Origin of the sequence: Streptococcus oralis subsp. dentisani (assembly GCF_002096615.1) — a bacterium.
GTDB classification, from domain to species: Bacteria; Bacillota; Bacilli; order Lactobacillales; family Streptococcaceae; genus Streptococcus; species Streptococcus oralis_U.
The window spans coordinates 173,103-198,717 of record NZ_NCUX01000032.1 but is presented as its reverse complement, the minus strand read 5'-3'; the positions used below and the strand labels follow the sequence as shown (position 1 = coordinate 198,717).

23 protein-coding genes and 1 pseudogene are annotated in these 25,615 nt (G+C 39.8%); 23 read left to right on the top strand and 1 reads right to left on the bottom strand.

The window, feature by feature from the left end; genetic code table 11:
- The first annotated feature begins 94 nt into the window (after positions 1–94).
- The 7 genes from leuS to B7708_RS06030 all read left to right on the top strand — a co-directional run bounded on the left by leuS (position 95) and on the right by B7708_RS06030 (position 8,450).
- Entirely contained in the window at positions 95–2,596 is a 2,502-nt protein-coding gene (leuS, locus tag B7708_RS06060; RefSeq protein WP_084974493.1) for a leucine--tRNA ligase, read from the top strand.
- Positions 2,597–2,658: 62 nt separating this feature from the next.
- Positions 2,659–3,720, top strand: coding sequence for a GTP pyrophosphokinase (locus B7708_RS06055; RefSeq protein ID WP_084974491.1), 1,062 nt, complete (start codon positions 2,659–2,661; stop codon positions 3,718–3,720).
- 226 nt (positions 3,721–3,946) lie between these two features.
- On the top strand, positions 3,947–4,642 hold the full coding sequence (locus tag B7708_RS06050) for a GNAT family N-acetyltransferase (protein WP_084974489.1): 696 nt from the start codon (positions 3,947–3,949) through the stop codon (positions 4,640–4,642).
- A gap of 11 nt (positions 4,643–4,653) precedes the next feature.
- On the top strand, positions 4,654–5,070 hold the full coding sequence (locus B7708_RS06045) for a GNAT family N-acetyltransferase (RefSeq protein WP_084974488.1): 417 nt from the start codon (positions 4,654–4,656) through the stop codon (positions 5,068–5,070).
- A 489-nt stretch (positions 5,071–5,559) separates the two neighbouring features.
- Entirely contained in the window at positions 5,560–6,558 is a 999-nt protein-coding gene (gene ruvB / locus B7708_RS06040; protein WP_084974485.1) for a Holliday junction branch migration DNA helicase RuvB, read from the top strand.
- Positions 6,539–7,111: a nucleotidyltransferase family protein gene (locus B7708_RS06035; RefSeq protein ID WP_084974483.1), complete on the top strand. Its 573-nt coding sequence runs from the start codon at positions 6,539–6,541 to the stop codon at positions 7,109–7,111. The genes ruvB and B7708_RS06035 overlap by 20 nt, the downstream gene beginning before the upstream one ends.
- Positions 7,112–7,445: 334 nt before the next feature.
- Positions 7,446–8,450 carry a sugar transferase gene (locus tag B7708_RS06030; RefSeq protein ID WP_000862851.1) on the top strand — a complete coding sequence of 335 codons (1,005 nt, stop codon included), beginning with the start codon at positions 7,446–7,448 and terminating at the stop codon, positions 8,448–8,450.
- Positions 8,451–8,712: 262 nt separating this feature from the next.
- Here B7708_RS06030 and B7708_RS06025 read toward each other — a convergent pair whose 3' ends face one another.
- Entirely contained in the window at positions 8,713–9,126 is a 414-nt protein-coding gene (locus tag B7708_RS06025; protein WP_084974481.1) for an EamA family transporter, read from the bottom strand.
- Positions 9,127–9,341: 215 nt separating this feature from the next.
- Between B7708_RS06025 and glmS the strand changes: the two genes are divergently transcribed.
- From glmS to rseP, 16 genes and pseudogenes are all read left to right on the top strand, one after another.
- Complete coding sequence (glmS, locus tag B7708_RS06020) at positions 9,342–11,150, top strand: glutamine--fructose-6-phosphate transaminase (isomerizing) (RefSeq protein ID WP_084974479.1); 1,809 nt, start codon at positions 9,342–9,344, stop codon at positions 11,148–11,150.
- Positions 11,151–11,249: 99 nt separating this feature from the next.
- Positions 11,250–11,783 (top strand): hypothetical protein, encoded by a 534-nt coding sequence (locus B7708_RS06015; RefSeq protein ID WP_084974476.1) that lies wholly within the window; start codon positions 11,250–11,252, stop codon positions 11,781–11,783.
- Positions 11,784–11,894: 111 nt separating this feature from the next.
- A complete protein-coding gene (locus B7708_RS06010; protein WP_084974474.1) occupies positions 11,895–12,947 on the top strand; it encodes an LLM class flavin-dependent oxidoreductase in 1,053 nt (350 codons plus the stop codon).
- Between the two features lie 179 nt (positions 12,948–13,126).
- Positions 13,127–14,170 (top strand): annotated as a pseudogene (locus tag B7708_RS06005) (uroporphyrinogen decarboxylase family protein).
- 11 nt (positions 14,171–14,181) lie between these two features.
- Positions 14,182–14,385, top strand: coding sequence for a hypothetical protein (locus B7708_RS06000; protein WP_084974471.1), 204 nt, complete (start codon positions 14,182–14,184; stop codon positions 14,383–14,385).
- A gap of 2 nt (positions 14,386–14,387) precedes the next feature.
- Complete coding sequence (locus B7708_RS05995) at positions 14,388–15,386, top strand: uroporphyrinogen decarboxylase family protein (protein WP_084974469.1); 999 nt, start codon at positions 14,388–14,390, stop codon at positions 15,384–15,386.
- A gap of 11 nt (positions 15,387–15,397) precedes the next feature.
- Positions 15,398–16,276 (top strand): transporter substrate-binding domain-containing protein, encoded by an 879-nt coding sequence (locus tag B7708_RS05990; RefSeq protein WP_084918131.1) that lies wholly within the window; start codon positions 15,398–15,400, stop codon positions 16,274–16,276.
- Between the two features lie 32 nt (positions 16,277–16,308).
- Complete coding sequence (locus B7708_RS05985; RefSeq protein ID WP_000255460.1) at positions 16,309–17,001, top strand: amino acid ABC transporter permease; 693 nt, start codon at positions 16,309–16,311, stop codon at positions 16,999–17,001.
- A gap of 3 nt (positions 17,002–17,004) precedes the next feature.
- Positions 17,005–17,727, top strand: a complete 723-nt coding sequence (locus B7708_RS05980) for an amino acid ABC transporter permease (RefSeq protein WP_084974467.1) — start codon at positions 17,005–17,007, stop codon at positions 17,725–17,727.
- A gap of 9 nt (positions 17,728–17,736) precedes the next feature.
- Complete coding sequence (locus B7708_RS05975; protein WP_000942252.1) at positions 17,737–18,501, top strand: amino acid ABC transporter ATP-binding protein; 765 nt, start codon at positions 17,737–17,739, stop codon at positions 18,499–18,501.
- A 630-nt stretch (positions 18,502–19,131) separates the two neighbouring features.
- Entirely contained in the window at positions 19,132–21,510 is a 2,379-nt protein-coding gene (locus tag B7708_RS05970) for an RNA-directed DNA polymerase (RefSeq protein ID WP_239822467.1), read from the top strand.
- 81 nt (positions 21,511–21,591) lie between these two features.
- Complete coding sequence (locus B7708_RS10085) at positions 21,592–21,831, top strand: hypothetical protein (protein ID WP_239822466.1); 240 nt, start codon at positions 21,592–21,594, stop codon at positions 21,829–21,831.
- Positions 21,824–22,534, top strand: coding sequence for a macro domain-containing protein (locus B7708_RS05965; protein ID WP_084974465.1), 711 nt, complete (start codon positions 21,824–21,826; stop codon positions 22,532–22,534). The genes B7708_RS10085 and B7708_RS05965 overlap by 8 nt, the downstream gene beginning before the upstream one ends.
- A 224-nt stretch (positions 22,535–22,758) precedes the next feature.
- Positions 22,759–23,517, top strand: coding sequence for an isoprenyl transferase (locus tag B7708_RS05960; RefSeq protein WP_038805815.1), 759 nt, complete (start codon positions 22,759–22,761; stop codon positions 23,515–23,517).
- 8 nt (positions 23,518–23,525) lie between these two features.
- Positions 23,526–24,329: a phosphatidate cytidylyltransferase gene (locus B7708_RS05955; RefSeq protein ID WP_084974463.1), complete on the top strand. Its 804-nt coding sequence runs from the start codon at positions 23,526–23,528 to the stop codon at positions 24,327–24,329.
- Between the two features lie 15 nt (positions 24,330–24,344).
- Positions 24,345–25,601, top strand: a complete 1,257-nt coding sequence (gene rseP, locus B7708_RS05950) for an RIP metalloprotease RseP (RefSeq protein WP_084974461.1) — start codon at positions 24,345–24,347, stop codon at positions 25,599–25,601.
- The last annotated feature ends 14 nt before the right edge of the window (positions 25,602–25,615 follow it).

The following is a 25,615-nucleotide window of genomic DNA, read 5'->3' as shown; positions in this document are numbered from 1 at the left end:
CTTTCTTGATAATGGAGGGGAAAAGATTCTTTCTCGACTTTCAAATTCCCCCAAAAATGGTATAATAGTAACATCATAAAATTGGAGAAATAGCATGAGTTTTTACAATCATAAGGAAATTGAGCCTAAGTGGCAAGGCTACTGGGCAGAACATCATACATTTAAGACAGGAACAGATGCATCAAAACCGAAATTTTATGCTCTGGACATGTTCCCTTATCCTTCAGGAGCTGGATTGCACGTAGGACACCCAGAAGGCTATACAGCAACGGATATTCTCAGCCGTTACAAACGTGCGCAAGGCTACAATGTCCTTCACCCAATGGGGTGGGATGCCTTTGGTTTGCCTGCAGAGCAATACGCTATGGATACAGGGAATGACCCAGCAGAATTTACAGCGGAAAACATTGCCAACTTCAAACGCCAAATCAATGCGCTTGGATTCTCTTACGACTGGGACCGTGAAGTTAACACCACAGATCCAAACTATTACAAGTGGACGCAATGGATCTTCACCAAGCTTTACGAAAAAGGTTTGGCCTATGAAGCGGAAGTGCCAGTAAACTGGGTGGAAGAATTGGGAACAGCCATTGCCAACGAAGAGGTTCTTCCTGACGGAACTTCTGAGCGTGGAGGCTATCCAGTTGTCCGCAAACCAATGCGCCAATGGATGCTCAAAATCACTGCTTATGCAGAACGTCTGCTCAATGACTTGGATGATCTGGACTGGCCAGAATCTATCAAGGACATGCAACGCAACTGGATTGGAAAATCAACTGGTGCCAATGTAACTTTCAAAGTGAAAGGTACTGATAAGGAATTCACCGTCTTTACCACTCGTCCTGACACGCTTTTCGGTGCGACCTTCACAGTCTTGGCTCCTGAGCATGAACTAGTAGATGCCATCACAAGTCCAGAGCAAGCAGAGGCTGTAGCAGACTACAAACATCAAGCTAGTCTCAAGTCTGACTTGGCTCGTACAGACCTTGCCAAGGAAAAAACAGGGGTTTGGACGGGTGCTTATGCCATCAACCCTGTCAATGGAAAGGAAATTCCAATCTGGATTGCCGACTATGTTCTTGCGAGCTATGGTACAGGTGCGGTAATGGCTGTTCCAGCCCACGACCAACGTGACTGGGAATTTGCTAAACAGTTTGGACTTCCAATCGTAGAAGTGCTTGAAGGTGGAAACGTTGAAGAGGCCGCTTACACAGAAGATGGACTTCATGTCAATTCAGACTTCCTAGATGGACTGAACAAAGAAGACGCCATTGCTAAAATTGTGGCTTGGTTGGAAGAAAAAGGCTGTGGTCAAGAGAAGGTTACCTATCGTCTCCGCGACTGGCTCTTTAGCCGTCAACGTTACTGGGGTGAGCCAATCCCAATCATTCATTGGGAAGACGGGACTTCAACTGCTGTTCCTGAAAGTGAATTGCCACTTGTCTTGCCAGTAACCAAGGATATCCGCCCTTCAGGTACAGGTGAAAGCCCATTGGCTAACTTGACAGACTGGCTTGAAGTGACTCGTGAGGATGGTGTCAAAGGTCGTCGTGAAACCAACACTATGCCACAATGGGCAGGTTCGAGTTGGTACTACCTCCGCTATATTGACCCTCATAACACTGAGAAATTGGCTGATGAGGACCTCCTCAAACAATGGTTGCCAGTAGATATCTATGTGGGTGGTGCGGAGCATGCCGTTCTTCACTTGCTTTATGCTCGTTTCTGGCACAAATTCCTCTATGACCTCGGTGTCGTTCCGACTAAGGAACCATTCCAAAAACTCTTTAACCAAGGAATGATTTTGGGAACAAGTTACCGTGACCACCGTGGGGCTCTCGTGGCGACTGACAAGGTTGAAAAACGTGACGGTTCCTTCTTCCATGTGGAAACAGGAGAAGAGCTAGAGCAAGCACCAGCCAAGATGTCTAAATCCCTCAAGAACGTTGTCAACCCAGATGATGTGGTGGAACAATACGGTGCCGATACCCTTCGTGTCTATGAAATGTTTATGGGACCGCTTGACGCTTCCATTGCTTGGTCTGAAGAAGGTCTGGAAGGAAGCCGTAAATTCCTTGACCGTGTTTACCGTTTGATCACAACGAAAGAAATCGTTTCAGAGAACAATGGTGCTCTTGACAAGGTTTATAACGAAACCGTTAAATCTGTTACTGAGCAAATCGAATCCATGAAATTCAACACAGCCATTGCCCAACTTATGGTCTTTGTCAACGCTGCTAATAAGGAAGACAAACTCTATGTGGACTACGCCAAAGGCTTTATCCAATTGATTGCCCCATTTGCACCTCACTTGGCAGAAGAACTCTGGCAAACTGTTGCTGCAACAGGTGAGTCCATCTCTTACGTGGCTTGGCCAGCATGGGACGAAAGTAAATTGGTTGAAGATGAAATCGAAATCGTCGTCCAAATCAAAGGAAAAGTCCGTGCTAAACTCATGGTCGCTAAAGACCTATCACGCGAAGAATTGCAAGAAGTCGCTCTGGCTGATGAAAAAGTCAAAGCAGAGATCGACGGCAAGGAAATTGTGAAGGTGATTAGTGTACCTAATAAGCTAGTAAATATTGTTGTAAAATAATTGTAGACTATAGTTTATTAAAATAAGAAACAGTTTTTTTGCTCACTTTTTAGGAGGGATTAATGATGAATCAAAGTCATAAGAAGATTGTTGATGGATATTCTGTTTCACGAGGGAGTTATGAAGATTGCTTAAATTATGTAGAGAATACTGTAAAGAATATTATTAAAAGTCAATCTATTAATGTTCATGAAATAGTTGGGAGAGTAAAAACTATAGAGTCTCTTGAAGGCAAAGTAAAAAGGAAAAATTATTCTAATTTAGCTGAGATTACCGATTTGTGCGGTATTCGCATCATAACGTACTTTAGTGATGATGTTGATAAAATAGCTGAGTTAATAAGTCAAGAATTCGAGGTTGATTTAGAGAATACTATTGATAAACGTAAAAGTGAGGATCCAACAAAATTTGGTTATGTTTCACTTCATTATGTGGTGGGTTTAAGAGAAGAGAACACTTCACCTACTTTATATGGTAGATTTAAGAATATAAAATTAGAGATACAAATTAGGACAGTTATGCAGCATGCTTGGGCTGAAATTGAACATGATTTGGGATATAAAAGTAAGGAAGATATACCTGATCAATATAGAAGACAATTCTCCAGATTGGCGGGACTAATTGAATTGGCCGATGATAATTTTTTACAGTTAAAAAATAATATTAATAACTATGAGCAGGAGATAAGGGAAAAATTACCTACTTCGAAAAAAGAATTACCGATAGATAGCAGTACGCTTATGACTTATGTAACAGAAGACCAAAATTACATTGAACTACTGAATACGATTAAAACGTCAGATGTGGATATAGATTTTAATATTAATAGTTCTTTTCTATCTACGGTAGTTCAGAGGGTGAAAAGATTTGGTTTGAAGACCATAGGAGATATAGATGAATTATTAGACAGATATAAGGATATCTTTCTAAGAGTAACGGAAATTGAGTTTGATATTGTACATTATACGAGTATATCGGTATTGACTCCATTATTACATATTACTAGTGTGTTAGAATCAGTTAATAGGATCGATATTTCTGATGAAGAATTTATGAAAGTTTCGAATGATCAATTTTCAGATGTATTTGATATATCGTACCCAATTGATGTTTATGAAGGTTAAAAAGTAATTTTTTAAATATGAAAATTGGGGTTTACTATTTGACTAAATTGAATAATTCGTAGTGTTGCTATTTCTAAAGTGAAGGTAATTGAACTGGTTAATATTGTTGTGAAATAATAAATGAATCCTTCAGAGTAGAATCTGGAGGATTTTTTGAATTTTTTCATGAAAGTATGATATACTATGTGCAACTGTAAAGTTTGAAAAGCAAAACAAGGAGAAAGCTATGCCAGTAAACGAATATGGTCAGATGATTGGTGAGTCAATGGAAGGTTATACACCAGGTGAATTGCCTTCCATTGATTTTTTAGAAGGGCGCTACGCTCGGATAGAGGCTCTTTCAGTGGAAAAGCATGCGGAGGATTTATTAGCTGTTTATGGTCCAGATACTCCTCGGGAGATGTGGACCTACCTCTTTCAGGAACCAGTAGCAGATATGGAGGAACTGGTTGCCGTCTTAAATCAGATGTTGGCTCGTAAGGACCGTTTTTACTATGCGATTATAGACAAGGCAACTGGTAAGGCTTTGGGAACTTTTTCTCTCATGCGCATTGATCAGAATAACCGAGTAATAGAAGTGGGAGCTGTCACTTTTTCTCCAGAACTCAGGGGAACACGAATAGGGACAGAAGCCCAGTATTTCTTGGCGCGCTATGTTTTCGAGGAGATTAACTATCGTCGCTATGAGTGGAAATGCGATGCTCTAAATCTGCCATCAAAACGAGCTGCGGAACGTTTGGGCTTTGTCTATGAAGGGACCTTCCGCCAGGCAGTCGTATATAAGGAGCGTACGAGGGATACGGATTGGCTCTCTATGATTGATAAGGACTGGCCTCAAGTCAAAGCTCGTTTGGAAGCATGGCTGGCTCCTGAAAATTTTGATAAAAATGGACGGCAGTACAAGAGCTTGAGAGAATTCTAAGAGGTGTTGGGATGATAACTATTAGAAGGCAAGAAATTGTCAAGCTAGAGGATGTTCTGCATCTCTATCAGGCAGTCAGTTGGACAAATTATACCCATCAACCTCAGATGTTGGAGAAGGCCTTATCTAACTCATTAGCAATTTATCTGGCACATGATGGCGATGCCGTGGTGGGCTTGGTCCGTTTGGTCGGAGATGGTTTCTCATCGATTTTTGTCCAGGATTTGATCGTTTTGCCTAGCTATCAGCGCCAAGGGATTGGTAGCGACTTGATGAAAGAGGCTTTAGGTGACTTCAAAGATGCCTATCAAGTCCAACTAGTGACCGAACAGACAGAAAAAAACTTGGGATTCTATCGTTCTCTGGGATTTAAAACCTTATCTACTTATGATTGCACAGGAATGATTTGGGTCGATCGAAAAAGATAAAAAAATTATTTTTTCTTAAGTAAAGTTTAAGTCTCCTCGTGTATTATATAGTCATTAAATAAAGACCTCCTAATACTCTTCGAAAATCTCATCAACCTTCGTTAGAGTCGACTCAGCTAACTATAGTTATGCTTGCGTCTATCTGCCTAGTCTGATTTCGATTTTCATTGAGTACCCTTTATTTAATGAAATCCCAAACTTTTCTTTTTCATCATAATCTCCTAAAGAAGTCACCCAATCAGGTGGCTTTTTTGTGACTTGAGAAAGGAAATTTCATTTGGAAAAAATTTTTCTAAAAAAAATGATAAATCAGAAAAAAGTTAAGGTAATTTTAAGTCTCCTCGTGTATCATATAGTCATTAGATAAAGACCTCCTAACTTTATTTAATGAAATCCTAATCCTTTCTTTTTCATAATAATCTCCCTAAAGAGGCCACCCAATCAGGTGGCTTTTTTGTTTGTGGCTTGGATTTTTGATATAATAGAGCCATGAGTAGAATTTTAGATAATGAAATCATGGGGGATGAGGAGTTGGTAGAACGTACCCTCCGTCCTCAGTATTTACGTGAATATATCGGTCAGGATAAGGTCAAGGACCAGCTGCAAATCTTTATCGAAGCTGCTAAAATGCGGGATGAAGCACTGGATCATGTACTCTTATTTGGGCCTCCAGGTTTGGGAAAAACGACTATGGCCTTTGTCATTGCTAATGAACTAGGAGTCAATCTCAAGCAAACGTCTGGCCCTGTCATTGAAAAAGCGGGTGATCTGGTAGCGATTTTGAATGATTTGGAGCCTGGGGATGTCCTCTTTATTGATGAGATTCATCGCTTGCCCATGTCGGTGGAAGAGGTGCTCTATAGTGCTATGGAGGACTTCTACATTGATATCATGATTGGGGCTGGAGAAGGCAGTCGCAGTGTCCATTTAGACTTGCCACCATTCACCTTGATTGGTGCAACGACCCGTGCGGGGATGCTTTCAAATCCTTTGCGGGCACGTTTTGGGATTACAGGTCATATGGAATACTATGCCCATGCTGACTTGACGGAAATTGTTGAACGGACGGCAGATATTTTTGAGATGGAAATCACTCATGAGGCGGCTTCGGAGTTGGCCTTACGCAGTCGTGGAACTCCTCGTATCGCCAATCGTCTCCTCAAGCGCGTGCGCGACTTTGCCCAGATTATGGGGAATGGGGTTATCGATGATGTTATTACCGATAAGGCCTTGACTATGCTGGATGTAGACCACGAAGGGTTAGACTATGTGGACCAGAAAATCCTTCGTACCATGATTGAGATATACGGTGGTGGTCCTGTCGGGCTGGGAACTCTCTCCGTTAATATTGCCGAGGAGTGCGAAACGGTCGAAGACATGTACGAACCCTACCTGATCCAAAAAGGATTTATCATGCGGACACGGTCTGGACGGGTTGCAACAGCTAAAGCATATGAGCATTTAGGTTATGAATACAGTGAAAAATGAGCACGAAATTCTAGAGGCTTTCAGAGAAAATCCAGATTTGATGAAAATCTTAACCATCATCCGTAACCTTGGTCTGAAAGACTCTTGGTTAGCAGCAGGTTCCGTCAGAAATTTCATTTGGAATCTCTTGTCAGATAAATCGCCTTTTGACCGTGAGACGGATGTGGATGTGATTTTCTTTGATCCAGATGTTTCTTATGAGGAAACAGTATCCCTAGAGAACAAGCTGAGAGAGGATTTTCCCCAGTATCAGTGGGAGCTGAAAAACCAAGTCTATATGCATCAGCACAGTCCTCATACTGTGCCTTACACGAGTTCTCGTGATGCCATGAGTAAATATCCCGAGCGCTGTACGGCGATAGGGCTTCGCTTGCATGCCGACGCAACTTTAGAGCTCTTTGCGCCCTATGGTCTAGAGGATATTTTAAAGTTTCAAGTTTCTCCAACTCCTCATTTCTTAGAAAATGAAGACAGGATAAAGCTCTATCAAGAACGCTTGTCCAAGAAAAATTGGCAAGAAAAATGGAAAAATCTCACTTTCTCGAATCTTTGAAAAGAAGTTAGTGACTTGATCGCATAAGAATTCTATATGTGAGTTTGTAATCATCACAAGATGAGCAGAGAAATCCAAAGGTGCAAAAAATTATATACTCAACAGGAACAACTTATTCAATCTATCATAGCTAACAAAGATACCGAATTTGTGAGATTGAGTGAGAAAAACGTCTATTAAGGCTATCCTTATTGTTCTTGGAAGACAAGACTCCTGGGGAAATTATCCCAAGTAACTAACTTGAGCTTGAAAATTGGCATGTAAACGCTTTTGAAAAGTCGTAAATTATGATACAATGTTTAGAGAAATTACTGAGACGAGGATTTAGAAAACAATGAAAGTACATTTCACAAATTTATTTGGGCAAGCATCAACAAGTGTTGCCTTGATGGCGCAGAACAATGTCATGAAAATTGTTCGAGACTTTGGAGTTAACGAACTGGGGATATATTTTTATGATGCAAGCCATGAACCGTGGGAAGAACTGAACTCGCGGATGGATGGGATTGTCGCGGGGGTATCTTATGGAGATGTCGTTTTTTTCCAATCTCCTTCATGGAATAGTGTTGAATGGGACAATCACTTGGTAGAAAAGTTAAAGCTTTCTCATGTAAAAATGGTGATGTTTATCCATGATGTTCAGCCACTAATGTTTGAGAGCAATTATTATCTTATGAAGGCCCACATTGACATGTATAATAAATGTGATGTGGTGGTAGTACCATCCGAACAAATGTACCAGAAACTCGTTTCAGAAGGATTAACCGTCAAGAACTACGTTGTTCAAACACTCTGGGATCTTCCCCATGGTTTGGAACTCTATACTCCAAAATTTGAGAAAAAATTAATCTTCTCAGGGGATCCATCTCGTTTTCCACATATTGTTGACTGGAAACACAGTACCCCCCTTCATGTTTATGCTACGAGAGCAGAGGGAGTAGATTATTCCAAAGTCCATCTTGAGGGGTGGCGAACTCAGCAGGAATTATTGTTGGAGTTGTCTAAAGGAGGAGGTTTTGGCCTAGTATGGGGAAATTCCGAAAATCCTGCGGAAGAGCGTGACTACTACAAAGAAAATGTTTCTTATAAGTTGACAACTTATCTGGCTGCGGGTATTCCTGTGGTTGTGCCAGACTATCTTTCTAATGTGGACTATATCCGTGAGAAAGGTTTGGGCTTTGTCGTGTCTAGTTTGGAAGAAGCTAGCCGCGTGGTTCAGGAATGTACGGAAGAAGAGTATGATCAAATGGTCACAAGAGCAAAATATACAGCTTACTTAATTAAAAACGGTTATTTCACAAAGAAACTGTTTATTGATTCCATGATGCTCTTAGATTAGTCAAAAGTCGGTCATAGGTTTACCACATTCAGATTTGGAAAGGCAAAATTTCAAGTCGAAGTTAGCCATCTTAGATAATTAGTTTTTTATCAACTGTAATGGGTTGATGAAAAAACGTATCTTGGAGGGAACCAATTTGGTTCTCTCCTTTTTGCTAGACGCTTGAAGCTGATTTCCTGTACTTATAAATTTAGACGTAAGAAAATACCCCCAAAACTATCTAGCTTTTTTGGGGGGAGGTCATATATGGAGGGGGAGAGGATTACAAAATCATCACCAAGGTCCCAATCGTAATCAGGATACAGCCAATGATTGTTTTAAACGTCAGGACATCTTGTAGAAAGAAAAAGGCTAAAACGAGTGTAATGACGAGACTAAACTTATCGACAGCAGATACCTCAGTCGCATTGCCCATCTGCAAGGCCTTGTAGTAGCAGAGCCAGGAGGCGCCTGTTGCCAAACCAGACAGGATGAGAAAGAGCCAACTTTTTCTACTGATGTTGACAAGCTCAGTCTGACTATCGGTCAAGAAAACCATGGCCCAAGCCATAAGGATGACGACGACCGTACGAATGGCTGTTGCTAGATTGGACGGAACTCCCTCAATCCCAATCTTGGCCAAAATAGAAGTTAAGGCTGCAAAGACAGCAGATAAAAGTGCGAAGAAAAACCACATGGTAACTACCTCCTCTCTCTATTATAAGTAATCGAATCCTACTTGTCAGTTCTCAAGTGAAATCTTGCTCTGATGGCATTTTAAAAAGCTATACCAATTTTTATGCTTGACAAGTGAGAAAAACAAGTATATACTGTCTTTGCTGGTTCTGTAAAAGGAAAATCAGACTATACCAATTTAAGGAGAAAGCACAGCTGGTCTGTGTCGTATATACTATGTGTGGAATTGTCGGTGTTGTTGGAAACACAAATGCAACTGATATTTTGATTCAAGGGCTTGAAAAACTTGAATACCGTGGCTATGATTCTGCGGGGATTTTTGTTCTAGGTGGTGCTGAAAATCATCTAGTCAAAGCTGTAGGCCGTATCGCAGAATTGTCTGCTAAGACGGCTGGTGTTGAGGGAACAACTGGTATCGGTCATACTCGTTGGGCGACTCACGGGAAACCAACGGAAGACAATGCTCACCCACACCGCTCTGAGACAGGACGTTTTGTCTTGGTGCACAATGGGGTGATTGAAAACTACCTTGAAATCAAGGAAGAATACCTTGCAGGTCACCACTTCAAGGGGCAGACAGATACGGAAATCGCTGTTCACTTGATTGGAAAATTTGCAGAAGAAGATGGTCTCTCAGTTCTTGAAGCTTTTAAAAAAGCCCTTCACATAATCCGTGGTTCTTATGCTTTTGCCTTGGTTGATTCACAAGATCCTGAAGTCATCTATGTGGCTAAAAATAAATCACCACTTTTGATCGGTCTTGGAAATGGCTACAACATGGTCTGCTCAGATGCTATGGCCATGATTCGTGAGACCAACCAATACATGGAAATTCATGACCAAGAGTTGGTAATCGTCAAGGCTGATAGTGTGGAAGTTCAAGACTATGATGGAAATCGCCGTGAACGTGCTAGCTATACTGCGGAGCTTGACTTGTCAGATATCGGTAAGGGGACTTATCCTTACTACATGCTCAAGGAAATTGATGAGCAACCAACTGTTATGCGTAAACTCATCCAAGCCTATACAGATGAGGCTGGTCAAGTTGTCGTGGATCCAGCTATCATCAAGGCCGTTCAAGATGCAGACCGCATCTATATCCTCGCAGCTGGAACATCTTACCATGCAGGATTTGCTTCTAAGAAGATGTTGGAAGAATTGACGGATACGCCAGTGGAACTTGGAATCTCATCTGAGTGGGGCTATGGTATGCCACTTCTCAGCCAAAAACCACTCTTCATCTTTATCAGCCAGTCTGGTGAAACAGCTGATAGCCGTCAAGTTTTGGTTAAGGCCAATGAATTGGGCATCCCAAGCTTGACAGTGACAAACGTACCCGGTTCAACCCTTTCACGCGAAGCCAACCATACCATGCTCCTTCACGCGGGTCCTGAAATTGCTGTGGCATCAACCAAGGCTTATACAGCGCAAATTGCAGCCCTTGCCTTCCTTGCAAAAGCAGTCGGTGAAGCAAATGGCAATGCTAAAGCACAAGCCTTTGATCTGATTCGTGAGTTGTCTATCGTAGCTCAGTCTATCGAATCAACCCTTTCAGAAAAAGAAACCATTGATGCCAAGGTTCGTGACCTTCTTGAAACAACTCGCAATGCCTTTTACATCGGACGTGGTCAAGATTACTACGTAGCCATGGAAGCAAGTCTCAAACTCAAAGAGATTTCTTACATCCAGTGTGAAGGCTTTGCGGCAGGAGAACTCAAGCACGGAACGATTGCCTTGATTGAAGAAGGAACGCCTGTCTTGGCCCTCCTGTCAGATCCAGTCCTTGCCAACCATACTCGTGGAAATATCCAAGAGGTCGCAGCCCGTGGTGCCAAGGTTCTCACTATCGCAGAAGAAAATGTTGCTAAAGACACAGACGACATCGTCCTTACGACCGTACACCCTTACCTCTCACCAATCTCAATGGTCGTACCGACACAACTAGTCGCTTACTTTGCAACACTCCACCGTGGTCTTGATGTGGACAAACCTCGTAATCTTGCCAAGTCAGTAACAGTAGAATAAGCAAAAAAAGTCTAGTTCATCTAGGCTTTTTTGCTCTCTCTTGGTATACTTGAGTGAGGAGTATTTTTGCTTGGCTCTAATTGTTATAAGGAGAAGAAAATGAAGAAGAAAAAAAATATTATTGCTATGCTGGTTGGTATCGCCTTATCTAGTTCTTTCTTAATCCGGACAGTTTTGATTCATCAGGAGAGACAAGCGAAAAAGCAAAACATGGAACGGATTGCTGCGGTGCAAGAGACGGTTCAGTCTCAAGATCAAAAGAAAGCTGAAGAGCAGAAAGAACAATTTAAAAAGGCATTTGAAGGTATAGATAGAACTTCCATTCAAATGAAAGACTACGATAGCCACACAAAGATTAATGCGGACTATAGTTTTGGTACCAAGGATGGAGTACACTACCTAGTAGAATTAAAAACAGGGGAGAAAGTAGCTCTGGAAGGTGTGGACAAGGCCTTTCCTTTGTCTGTTAAAAACGAGGACACAAATAGTACGGAGCTTGCCCTGGTTGTCCATAAAGACCAAGCATGGTACATGATTGATACAAAGGGTGAGACGATTTACACTTTTGAACAAACAGAATTGACAGAAAACTCGAAGTTAACATTGAAAGACAATAAACTACAGGTAGAATAAACTAAGAAAGCCTAGTTGATCTAGGCTTTTTTCTAATGAGCAAATTTATTGAAAATAAAACTAATTAGTGATAAAATACCCTAAAACTAAAAGAGATAGCGAGGAAACAGGATGGTAGAATTAGGAATTTCAACATTTGGGGAAACAACAGCTCTGGAAGGGACTGGACAGATTTACAGTCATGATGAGCGCATTCGTCAGCTGGTGGCAGAGATAGAGCTGGCTGATAAGGTTGGTTTGGATGTGTACGGGATTGGGGAGCATCATCGGGAGGACTTTGCGGTATCGGCGCCAGAGATTGTTCTTGCAGCTGGGGCAGTCAATACCAAGAAAATCCGTTTGACCAGTGCAGTCAGCATTCTCTCGAGTATGGATCCAATTCGCTTGTTCCAACAATATGCAACCATCGATGCCTTGTCAAATGGACGTGCAGAGATTATGGCTGGGCGTGGTTCATTCACCGAGTCTTTCCCACTGTTTGGCTATGACTTGAAAGACTATGAAGCTCTCTTTGATGAAAAGTTAGATCTGTTTCAGCTGGCAAATGAAAACACCAAAGTGAACTGGCAGGGACAATTGACCCAAAGCATTGCTGGAAAAGAAGTTTATCCTCGTCCTGTTCAGGACAAATTGCCATTGTGGGTGGCGACAGGTGGTCATGTAGAATCAACAGTGAAGATTGCTCAGGCGGGGCTGCCGATTGTCTATGCCATTATCGGTGGCAATCCGCGTTACTTCAAGAAATTGATTCAAGCTTATCGTGAGATTGGAAGGGAGGCCGGTCATGCAGATAAAGACCTGAAAGTGGGCGCTCATTCTTGGGGTTGGATTGCTGAAGATGGCGAGCAGGCGGTGAAAGATTATTTCCATCCGACCAAGCAAGTGGTGGATGCGATTTCCAAGGACCGTCCACACTGGCAAGAGTTGACCTATGAGCAATATTTGGAGCAAGTTGGGCCAAATGGTGCCATGTTTGTGGGAAATCCTGACCAGGTCGCAGAAAAATTGATTCGCATGATTGAGGATTTAGACTTGGACCGTTTCATGCTCCATCTACCGCTTGGTTCTATGCCACATGATCAAGTTTTGAGAGCTATTGAACTCTTCGGCACGCAAGTGGCGCCCAAAGTGCGTGCTTACTTTGCCATGAAAGAGGGGATATAAAAAAATCCAATCGGCTTGATAGAAAATCTATATCAGCTTCTTTTTGAAAAATAGATGAAAATAAAAAGAATCTTTGAAAGGCTAGTAACATCAAGCTTTTCAGGGATTTTTTTCTTTATAGATATAAAAATTCCCAATCAAGTCGATAGTCAATATATATTGGGAAAAGGAAAAAAGGAATGGTAAGATGGTTTCAATCCAAATGGAAGGAGAAAGGTATGGCAAGCAAAAGAGATTTAGTCTTTAGAGCGATTCGAGGCGATGAAGTGGAAAGAGTTCCTGTGGGATTTTGGTTTCATTTTGTAACACTCGAAGAAAAGGGGCAAGGATTAAATAATCCACGTATCTTTCAAAAGAGTGTTGATGGGCATCGCAACTATGTGGAAAGGATTCGTCCTGATTTTGTCAAAATTATGAGCGACGGTTTTTTCCTTTATCCAAGTAATGTCTATAGTCCTAAGATTGCAAGCATTCAGGAGCTGACTTCTATTGAGTCGATTGGTGAGGAACACCCATGGATTCAGCAACAGGTGGAAGTGGTACAAGCGATTCGAGAGACCTTTACAGAAGAGATTGCTTCTTTCTACAATATCTTTTCACCTATCTCCTACCTCAAGCGCTGGTTTCGCTCAGAAACTTCTCGAGGAGATAGGGAAGTGGCTGACCTATTGCTTGAAAATCCTGAGCAATTCAGAGCGATTCTAGATGTGATTGCAGGAGATATTGCTATTCTAACTCAGAAAATCATCCAGCAAGGCGGTGTTGACGGGATTTACCTCAGCACCCAGGAAATTCAAGATGAGCGCATCACACCAGCACTCTACTAAACTTACATCGAACCGAGCAATATAGCAGTTTTAAAGGCAGCCAATCAGGTTGGTGGGATCAATATCCTCCATATCTGTGGTTTTGAAGGTGCGAGCAATGATGTGACGATATTTAAGGATTATCCAGCTCAAGTGGTCAACTGGGCGACTCACCATGAGGATGTTAGTTTGACACAGGGTCAGGAGTTGTTTCCAGGCAAGGCCGTTTTAGGTGGATTTGAAAATGGTAAGAAAAGCTTGCTTTATCAAGGTTCCAAGGCGGAATTGCAAAATGAAACAAGACGGTTACTGGCTGAAGCTGGTAGTAAAGGAGTTCTTCTGGGAGCTGACTGTACTGTTCCAGATGACTTTGACTTAGAGAGGTTGGACTGGATTCGGCAGGCAGCTGTTCTCTAAAAGGAGGAGCTATGAAAAGTAAAAGATGGGGCATCTTCATTGCAGTTGTCGGGTTGCTAGCCTTGGTTGCCATAAGCGTCGTAAAAAATGGGCACTGCAAAAATGGAGAGAGATGTCGTGGAGTTCAGAATTTTTCCAAGTCCAGTCTCCCTTTTCTACGCTCGAATGATATCGCAAGCAGTTTATTAGTTGAAAAAGTAAGAAATGGAGAATAGGAATGTCAGAAAAAAGAGAATGGGTTTTAAAAGCATTTAGAGGTGAAAAGGTTGATCGTGTGCCAGTTGGCTTTTGGCACCATTTCACATCCGAAGACGAATGGCTACACGGTTTCTCAAATCCAGCTATTATCGAGAAGAGTATTGAGGGCCATAAGCGCTTTATCCGAGAAGTTCAGCCAGACTTTATCAAACTCATGAGTGATGGCTACTTTGCTTATCCAAATCCAGCGATTGCCAAAGGAAAATCACTTCAAGAATTGGCGACCATTCAACCACTCGGACCAGATCACGCTTGGATAAAAGAGCAGATGGACTTGGTTAAGAAAATCAAGCAAGAGTTTACAGAAGATATTGTTGCGATTTACAATATTTTTGCTCCTGTGACCTATCTCAAGTGGCTACTAGGGGAAGTATCTGGCGGGGATGACCTTATTGCGGACTTTCTGGTGGAAGATCCTGAAGCTCTGAAGAAGGTGTTAGATGTGATTGCAGAGGATATTGCTAGTCTCAGTCGAGCTGTCATCGAAGAGGCTGGTGCTGATGGAATCTACCTCAGCGTGCAGAGTATCCAAGATCAACGAGTGTCGGCAATAGATTATCAAGCTGTCATTGCACCTAGCGAGATAACGGTTCTGGAAGCAGCTAGTGCTGTTGGTGGTGTCACAGTTCTTCATATCTGTGGCTACGAGGGGGCGCGAAATGATATTCACCTTTTTGCAGACTATCCAGCCCAAGTCTTTAACTGGGCTGTAGGACCAGAGGGGGTCACTCTCAAGGAAGGTCGCGAGATTTTCAAGGGACGTACGGTTCTTGGAGGATTCGAAAATGGCAAGACAGGCTTGCTGTATACTGGTAGCAAGGATGCCATTCAGGCTGAGGCAAAGAAACTAGTTGCAGAAGCTGGGGAACAGGGCTTAGTACTTGGGGCAGATTGTACCATTCCAAGTGATATCGCAGTTGAACGTATCCAGTGGGTGAGAGAAGCGCTTGAAAACTAAAGGAGAAAAAGATGAGTAAAAAAGCATGGATTATTGGTGGTGTAGCAGTTGTTGCAGTAATTGGGGCAACGATTATCGGGAGAAGTTTAGCTGGCGCTCCAGCCAAGGATGGAGAAACGGCTTCGTCTGCTGAAGTCATAACCTTAAAGGTTGCCCATACACAAAACTATGTACCTTATGACTTTGTCAATGAAAAAGGGGAATCAGATGGTTATGAAGTAGCTGTTTTGAAGGCTGTTGATGAGAAATTGGCAAACTATCAATTTGAATATACGGGTACCAGTGATGACGACCTCTTGATTGGTCTGGAATCAGGCAAGTACGACATTGGAACCAAGGGAGCTTGGTACACAGAAGAACGAGCTAAAAAGTTTGTCATTCCATCTGAACCGGTCGGAGCGAGCATTATCGGATTCACTGTCAGAAAAGAAGATGAACAGAAATACAAAACCATTGATGACTTTGCTAAGAATAAAGGGAAATTGGTTCCTATCTCTCCACAGAATGCTCAATGGAATGTCATCACCAGCTACAATGAAAAACATCAGGATGCACCGATTGAGCTGACAGCAGCTGAATCCTTTAAGGTGGCAGATGCCTATGCATGGGTCTTGGAAGGACGTTATGACGCCTTCTTTGATATCAAACTGTCCTTTGAAAAAGCAGTTACCGCAGAAGATGGCCCTTACCACCAATATGCGGATAAACTCAGCTGGTTCCCATACAAGGGCATTCCAACTTATCCCTTGATTCACCGTGATGAAAAGGGTGAGCAATTCGCTAAAGAATACGAAAAAGCAATCAAAGAGTTGAAAGAAGATGGCACGCTTGCTAAGCTATCTCAGCAATACTTTAAAGAAGATGTCTTTAGTTATGTAGACAAAGACTAGACCAGAAATTCCAAGACTAGAAAGGGTTTTGCATGGTTTCTTATGATTTTTCCAAGGTCTTTCAGTTTTTACCGACCTTATGGCAGGCACTTCCTATGACCTTGTCCATTCTCTTTTTTACCACTCTTCTTGGTTCCCTTTTTGGAGGTCTCTTGGCCTGGGCACAAGTAGGAGAAGACAAGAGTTTTGCAGCGATTTCCAAAGGCTATATCTTTACCCTACGTTGTACACCGCCGATTGTCTTGCTTTTTCTAGTCTTTTATGGCTTGCCAGAATTTCTGAAATGGTGGCTTGGTTTGGATATCAACAACTGGTCTAAAACTATTTTTGTTCTCCTGACGATGATTCTCTTGTTTGCGGCTATTGTTGCCGAGGTTTTCAAGGCGGCCTATCAAGCTATTCCAAAGGGGCAGACAGAGGCCGGGCTTAGTATTGGTTTGACTCCAAGTCAGACTTTTTGGAGAATCATTTTCCCCCAAGCTTTTCAAGTTGCTCTTCCCAATATAACGACCGCTATTCTCAATCTCATGCGGGATGCTGCCTTGGCCTATACGATTGGTTTCGTTGATGTTATGGGGGCAGGCAATCTCTTGATCAGTCGCAATTTAGGGAACTACTCTCTGGAAACCTACACGGCAGTTGCACTTCTTTATTGGGGGATTGCCTTGGTTATCTCTAGTTTGAGTCGTTTGCTTGAGAAGTCTTTGGAAACAAAAGGGAGGTAAGAAATGGATATAGACTATATTGTAAAGACCTTTCTGGAGACCTTGAAGGGTGTGCCAATCACCTTGGTTATCATGATTGTGGCTATGGTCTTAAGCTTTTTACCTGCTCTATTTTTAGCCTTGGGGCAGATTTACAAGATTCGAGGGGTGAGGAGTTTTTCTCTAGTCTATCTGGCTTTTATCCGAGCGACTCCACCGATTTTATTGATTCTCTTCTTTTATAGTTTGTTTCCAAGTTTGCTGAATCAATTTTTCAAAAGCATAGGAAGCGACTTTGATATTTTCAAGCTTGATCCTCTCTACTATGCTTTTGTCATTTATAGTTTGATGACAGTCGGGAGTTTGTCGGAGATTTTGCGTTCAGCTATCTTGACGGTGGACAAGGGACAACTAGAGGCAGCGCATGCGATTGGGCTGACTACAACCCAGGCCTATCTAAGGATTGTTTTTCCTCAAGCCTTGCGCTCAGCCTTGCCTAACTTGGCCAATCTGGTGATCAATATCGTCAAAGGGACCTCCCTGGTCTTTGTTATGACTATCAAGGATATCACTGCTATTGCTCGTGTGGAAGCGTCCTACGGTTACCAGTATTTCGAGTCTTATTTTGTGATCTTTTTGCAGTATATTTTGATCTGTGGTTTGATTCAGTGGGGCTTCTCCCTACTGGAAAAAGGCTATGTGAAAAAAGAAAAGAGAGCAAAAGCATCTAGCGCGCGTTTTGTATAGGAGGACAGGATGTTACAAGTAGAACATATCGCAAAAACATTTGGAGAGAGGCAGGTCCTGGAGGATGTCAATCTTCAGGTCAACCAAGGGGATGTAGTCGTCATTTTAGGACCGTCAGGTTCGGGGAAAACGACCTTTCTCCGTTGTCTCAACCACTTAGAAAAAGCTGACAGTGGCCGTTTGACCTTGGCAGGAAAGACCTATGACTTAGCCAAATTAAGCAAGAAAGACATTCTAGAAATTCGCCAAAAAACAGCCTTTGTTTTCCAACACTACAATCTTTTTGCAAATAAAACTGCTCTGGAAAATATTCTAGAAGGTCTAATCGTAGCTCGTAAAGTTCCCAAGGAAGAAGCACTTAAACGTGCAGAATCTGCCTTGGAAAAAGTTGGTTTACTGGCCTACAAAGACTACTACCCTTCCCAGCTTTCTGGGGGACAACAACAACGAATAGGAATTGCGCGTGCCATTGCCGTCAAGCCCGAGGTGATTTTACTCGATGAACCAACATCTGCACTAGACCCTGAGTTGGTTGGAGATGTTTTGGATGTTCTGAAACAGTTGGCGGGAGAAGGTGTGACCATGGTGGTCGTCACACATGAGATGGGATTTGCTAGGGATGTCGCTAACCACGTTATTTTCATGGACGGAGGCCGTATCGTAGAGGAGAATAATCCCCACGATTTCTTTAGTCGTCCACAAGAAGAACGAACCAAGCAGTTTCTGGCTCGTATCTTATCAGATGCCACCTATAGTGTAGAATATATGATTTGATAGATAAGTGCATTATGAAAGTAACTTATGAGGCAAAGTTTCAATCTATAAACTATGGAAAAAGGTGTCAGCTTGAAATGACTTTTAGAGAAAACGAGGTTTTGAACTTAGGTTGACTACTTTAGATGATTTGAGGTACTTTTTCATACACTCAAGTGGGCAATCTTATTTTAGATTTTTCATTTCTCAAAAAACTTAAGAAAAATTTAAGCTAGGAGGTGTATACTAAACCCATAAGTTAAGAAGAACTTAACTTAAACTCCTAAAACTTTTTCATAATAATCTCCCTATAAAATAAAGTCGCCCAATCAGGCGGCTTATTTTTTAATGATCAAATAATCGCTAATTCTTCAAGTTTATCATATGGTCAATAAAAGATAATAATCAATATAGAATATAATATAGCCACAGAATATTACATTTTATAATACTGATGTAATTTTATTTGGCTTATAGAGAGTAGTTATCGATAAATGAGATATCGCTGAATTTGTTTATGAAAATGACTATTAAATCTACAGACTAATAATTATTGAACTAAAATCACTTAAATAGTATAATAAGTTTTGTAAGAAAGTTGCTAGAGACTTTTGAGTTCATAATGAAAAGTGAAGGAATTTTATAGGACAAATGAATATTGATAGTATAGTTGACAAAAAATATTTAGCAAACAAAATTTTAACAGAATTAAGATACAATAAAAGATACATGTATAATTGGGTTAAATGGTTTGGGAGTACAGATAAGAACTCTCTAAAAATTAGAGAATATTTAGAAGAGGAAATTGAAAACGTTATTTATGAAATAAAAGGTTCTCGGTTCGATATAGAGAATTATTTTATCGACGCCATTCCTTTATTCAAAAAAATTAGTCGTTCTGAGGAAGAACTGAATAACAAAGATGATGAAAATTTATGTGAACGAGAAAAAAATGTTATCAGTTTTGCTGCAGAAAATAAAATAAATGGTGCCATAGAATATAATTATTTCTTACTATCTGATTTGAAAATAATGATATTAGGAGCAATTTGGGTAGAAGTTATAGGTAGAGAATTAGATAATGGACAATTATCTAATGATGTATATGCAAATCGAGTTTCTGAAAATACAAGTTCCATTTTCAAACCTTATTTTGAAGCCTATTCTGATTTTAGAGATGCAAGTTTTAAAGAAGTGAAAACATTGATTGAGAATAATAGGACTGGTATTTTAGTGCAGACAGACCTCAGTAAATGTTTTTATTCCATTAATATAAAAGAACTAGAAGATAAAATTAAAAAGTTACTTACGGCTAGCGAAGTAGGTGAAAATGTAATCAGATTAAATGATTATGTTTTTAGTGTTTTAGAGAAATATAATGATTTACAAACTGTTAAGGAGTACGTAGAAAAACTATCTTCTCAGAAAGATCAAAAAATTTTACCTATAGGTTTTTTTCCTAGTAATGTATTAATTAATATTTATCTTAAAGAGTTAGACAAAGAGATAAAATCTAGACACAATCCCATACAGTATGGAAGGTATGTTGATGATATATCTTTTGTTATCGTAAAAGAAATTAATAATGATAATAAAAATGAAATTGTTAATGATATCGAAGGAGAATTAGATAAAATAAAAGAAAAGTTAAAGAAAAAAAATATTTATATAAATCTTAATTTTGAAAAGACTCTATATTTTATTATAAGTGAGAAGAATGATATAAATTATTTGAAAAAATTTGAAAAGGAAACCTCAAGATTATCTAGTGATAATCATAGGATTATTGATCCACTAGAGTTTGAAGACGAGTTTGATAAAGCATATATTTTGACAAAAGATATTACAAAATTATCAGATTTATTTACAATATCCAAGGATAAAAAACATTTAAGCAGAGTAATTTCCACAATTTTTTATTCTATTTATGGGAGTATGAGAAAAGAAAATCATAAAAAGAATATTGAACTATCAAAAAAGTTTCTCAAATATTTTTATGATTTTGTTGATGATGAATTTTTTTTAGAACTATATGATTATTGGTATCAGTTATGTACGATAGAAAAAATTTCTCAAGATCTACAGAAGTTAGATGAAAAAGATCTAGCTAAAACTATGTTCTACAATAAACTAGAAAATATTAAATCTGTTGATGATGAATTGATAGGTACTTTTGTAAAATGTTATGAAGACTTATTAAATAAATGTTTTTTAGAAAAAGACAATGAGCTATTTGTTAGTTTACAAGATAATTTTAGAAAACCAAAATATAAATATCAAGAAAATAAATATTTACTTAACTATGAGATTCAATTAAAAGAACTATACAAGATATTCAAGTATATTGGTGAGGAAGAGTTTCAAAAATTGAAAATAGAATCTGACCAATTTAACGAACTAAATAGTTTATTCAAAAAGTGGAATGAAAATAATGGATATCCTAAAAAAATTGAAAATAAGGATGTGCTTCTAGAAGATTATGAGCAAAAATCATCTCTTCGATTTGCTCAAGCAAATATTTACTCTTCAGAAGAAAAATTAGATACATTTATGAAGACAACAGAAAATTTATCTTCACTTTCAGATATTGTAACTGTTTTAAATTTATCAGATAAATATAATGCTGATATTATTTCTTTTCCTGAGCAAGGGATCAGTATTGAAGATATTGTTACTGTAGTAAAGCATGCCGTAAAGACCAAAACATTGATAGTAGGTGGATTAGATTTTATATTTATAAACGGAAGAATCTTAAATCTAACAATTGTTATTATACCACTCAAAACAACAATTAAAGATGTTGACTATAAAGATGCTCAAATTCAACTAATTCCAAAGATATACCCTTCGCCAGACGAATACAATAAATTTAGGCATAGTAAACCCGAAAGCAAGAATCTTAATTGGAGAATGTACATTCCAAAAGAAGAATATAATCATACATTTAATTTCAGAGGATATAAGCACGCTTTTTTAAATTGTTATGAAGCAACTTCAATAGATTTGAAATATGAAATTTCTAAAGAATAACCAACTGTCATACATCTAATTACTAATAATAAAGACATAAAGTATTATTACCAGATTTCTGAGAGTCTCTCTAGAGATTTGATGGCCGTAACTAGTATAACAAATTATTCTAAGTTGGGTGGAGTTCAAATTTTTGTTCCTTATAAAGAGGAATATAAGCGTGTAGTTTCAAGTCATAAAGGATCGAAGAATACTCATGTAGATATTTGCGATATAGATTTAGATGATATAAATAATAAACGATTAAATAATCTCAATGAAAATATGAAGCAGAACCCTCCAAAATACTATTATAGAAATGTAGAGGAGTATTATGATTAGTAAAATTAAAGAGTATGGACCAATTACATTAGCGTGGTTTGGTAGTATACAATTTTTACAGCCATTGATTCCAAACGATCCTAGCAAATATATTATTTGTCAAATATTAATCTTGTTAGTTTCATTTATAATTGCATATATTTACAAGAAGAATCGATATAAATTTTTGAGTAATACACAAAAACTAAATCTAAAGATTTATTATGATGATATTTTCAAGACGAAATATAATGATTATATCCGAGTTATTGCAACCGATGATGATTTAACGGTTGATAAAACTAAAATTAGTCCAAAGTCTGTATATTCTCACTTTCTTAATAGAATTAATGTGCTTGATTTAGAAAATGTAAGGAGGGAGACTAATCGAATTGTAACAATGCAGAATAATTCTTCTGTATATTATTTAGTTAAAATTGCTGCTTTTGATGAAAATGATACAATGGTTTTAGAAGATCTCAGAGACTATTTTTCAATTCTGTATGATCTTTGCGAATATATAGAAAATAATGCAAAAGGGGAAAAAATAGTGTGCCCTGTTTTAGGAGGAAGAATAAGTTTCAAAAATTCAACACCCACTAGTTCTGATAGGCTTAACCTCATAAAATTAGCATTTGAAACATATAATTTTAAACGAGAAGTAGATATTCATATTGTCGTAAATAAGGATAATACAAGGCCTAAAAAGTATACTATTGTATAAGTGTATAAGAAAAATTTAAGTTAGGGACGGTATACTAGGTTCATAAGTTAAGAGGAACTTAACTTAAACTCCTAAAACTTTTTCATAATAATCTCCCTATAAAATTAAGTCGCCCAATCAGGCGCCTTTTTTTTGTTTGTACGGAGAGCTAATAACTTAGCAATAGAAGAAAATAGGGAAATATGGTATAATGAAACGATAGATTTTTGAATAGGAATAAGATCATGTTTGGATTTTTTAAGAAAGATAAAGCTGTAGAAGTTGAGGTTCCAACACAGGTTCCTGCTCATATTGGCATCATCATGGATGGAAATGGCCGTTGGGCTAAAAAACGAATGCAACCGCGGGTTTTTGGTCATAAGGCGGGGATGGAAGCCCTCCAAAAGGTGACCAAGGCAGCTAACAAGATGGGAGTTAAGGTCATCACAGTCTATGCCTTTTCAACGGAAAACTGGACACGCCCAGATCAAGAAGTCAAGTTTATCATGAACTTGCCAGTCGAGTTTTATGATAACTACGTCCCTGAATTACATGCAAATAATGTTAAGATTCAGATGATTGGGGAGACAGACCGTCTGCCTAAGCCGACTTTTGAAGCTTTGAAAAAAGCAGAGGAGTTGACCAAGAACAATACAGGCTTGATTCTCAATTTTGCGCTTAACTATGGTGGTCGTGCTGAAATTACGCAGGCTTTTAAGAGCTTGGCTCAGGAAGTTCTGGATGCCAAAATCAATCCTGGTGATATCACAGAAGATATGATAGGGGATTATCTTTTCACACAACGCCTGCCAAAGGATTTGCGAGATCCTGATTTGATTATCCGTACGAGCGGTGAGTTGCGTTTGAGTAATTTCTTGCCATGGCAAGCAGCCTATAGTGAGCTTTACTTTACGGATACCTTGTGGCCTGATTTTGATGAAGCATCTTTGAAGGAGGCTATTACGGCCTATAATCGTCGCAATCGCCGTTTTGGAGGAGTTTAGGAGAAGATATGACCCAAGATTTACAAAAGAGAACATTGTTTGCGGTATTGGCCCTGGCTATTTTCCTTCCAGTCTTATTTGTGGGAGGACTCTTGTTGCAGATAGGGATTGGTTTGTTAGCGATGCTGGCTGTCCATGAACTCTTGCAGATGAAGGGGCTAAAGACCATGACCATCGAGGGCGCTTTGACCCTCTTTGCGACCTTTGCCCTCACAATCCCCTTAGAAAATTACCTAACTTTTTTGCCAGTTGATGGGAATGTGGTTGCCTATAGTGTTCTGATTACAATAATGCTAGGGACGACTGTTTTCAGTAAAAACTATACGATTGAAGATGCTGCCTTTCCAATTGCTGTGAGTTTTTATGTTGGTTTTGGTTTTAATGCCTTACTAGATGCTCGGGTGGCAGGTTTTGACAAGGTGCTTCTGGCCCTCTTTATCGTCTGGGCGACTGATAGCGCAGCTTACCTGATAGGGATGAATTTTGGCAAGCATAAGTTGGCACCAAGAGTTTCTCCTAATAAGAGTATTGAGGGCTTTATCGGTGGGATTCTAGGTGCGGTACTGGTAACAGCAATCTTCATGCTAGTAGACAGCACAGTTGCTCTCCCTTATGGGATTTATAGAATGAGCCTCTTTGCCGTCTTCTTCAGTGTGGCGGGTCAGTTTGGTGACTTGATTGAGAGTGCTATGAAACGCCATTTTGGTGTCAAGGATTCTGGGAAATTTATCCCGGGGCATGGTGGTGTGTTGGATCGTTTTGATAGTATGCTAGTTGTCTTTCCTATCATGCACTTGTTTGGTCTCTTCTAAAGAAAGGAATATTGAATGATTGGATTGCTAACCTTTATCCTCGTTTTTGGGATTATTGTGGTGGTGCATGAGTTTGGACATTTTTATTTTGCCAAGAAATCGGGCATTCTAGTTCGTGAATTTGCTATTGGTATGGGCCCCAAGATTTTTGCTCATATCGGTAAGGATGGCACTGCTTATACCATTCGGATCCTTCCTCTAGGAGGCTATGTTCGTATGGCAGGCTGGGGTGATGATGCGACAGAAATCAAGACAGGAACCCCAGTCAGTTTAACACTTGCCGACGATGGTAAGGTCAAACGGATCAATCTATCTGGGAAGAAACTGAATCGAACAGCTCTTCCTATGCAGGTAACCCAGTTTGATTTCGAAGATAAGCTCTTCATTAAAGGCTTGGTCTTGGAAGAAGAAAAGACCTTTGCTGTGGATCACGATGCAACAGTTGTTGAGGCAGATGGTACCGAAGTACGCATCGCGCCTCTGGATGTACAGTATCAAAATGCTTCTATCTGGGGCAAGCTCATCACCAACTTTGCAGGTCCTATGAATAACTTTATCTTAGGTGTTGTTGTTTTTTGGATCTTGATCTTTTTGCAGGGCGGTGTTAGAGATACTCAGACCAATCTCTTTCATGTCATGCCAGAGGGAGCATTGGCTAAGGTAGGTGTAGCTGAGACCGCTCAAATTACCAAGGTCGGCTCGCATGAGGTTAAAAATTGGCAAGACTTGACCCAGGCTGTGGAAGCAGATACCAAGGACAAGACCGCTCCGACCTTGGATGTGACCATTTCTGAAAATGGTAGCGAAAAACAAGTCACTGTGACTCCAGAAGAAAATCAAGGACGTTATATTATCGGGGTTCAACCGGGGGTCAAGTCAGACTTTCTATCCATGTTTGTTGGTGGATTTACAACTGCTGCTGACTCAGGGCTCCGTATCCTTTCGGCTCTGAAAAACTTGATTTTCCATCCAGATTTGAACAAACTCGGTGGTCCCGTTGCCATTTTTAAGGCAAGTAGCGATGCTGCTAAAAATGGTCTTGAGAATGTCCTCTACTTCCTAGCTATGATTTCCATCAATATAGGGATTTTTAATTTGATTCCGATCCCGGCTTTGGATGGTGGAAAGATTGTGCTCAATATCCTAGAGGCTATCCGCCGGAAACCCCTTAAACAAGAAATTGAAACCTATGTCACCATGGCTGGTGTAGTTATCATGGTTGTCTTGATGCTAGCTGTGACCTGGAATGACATTATGCGACTCTTCTTTTAGATAATCGAGGAATA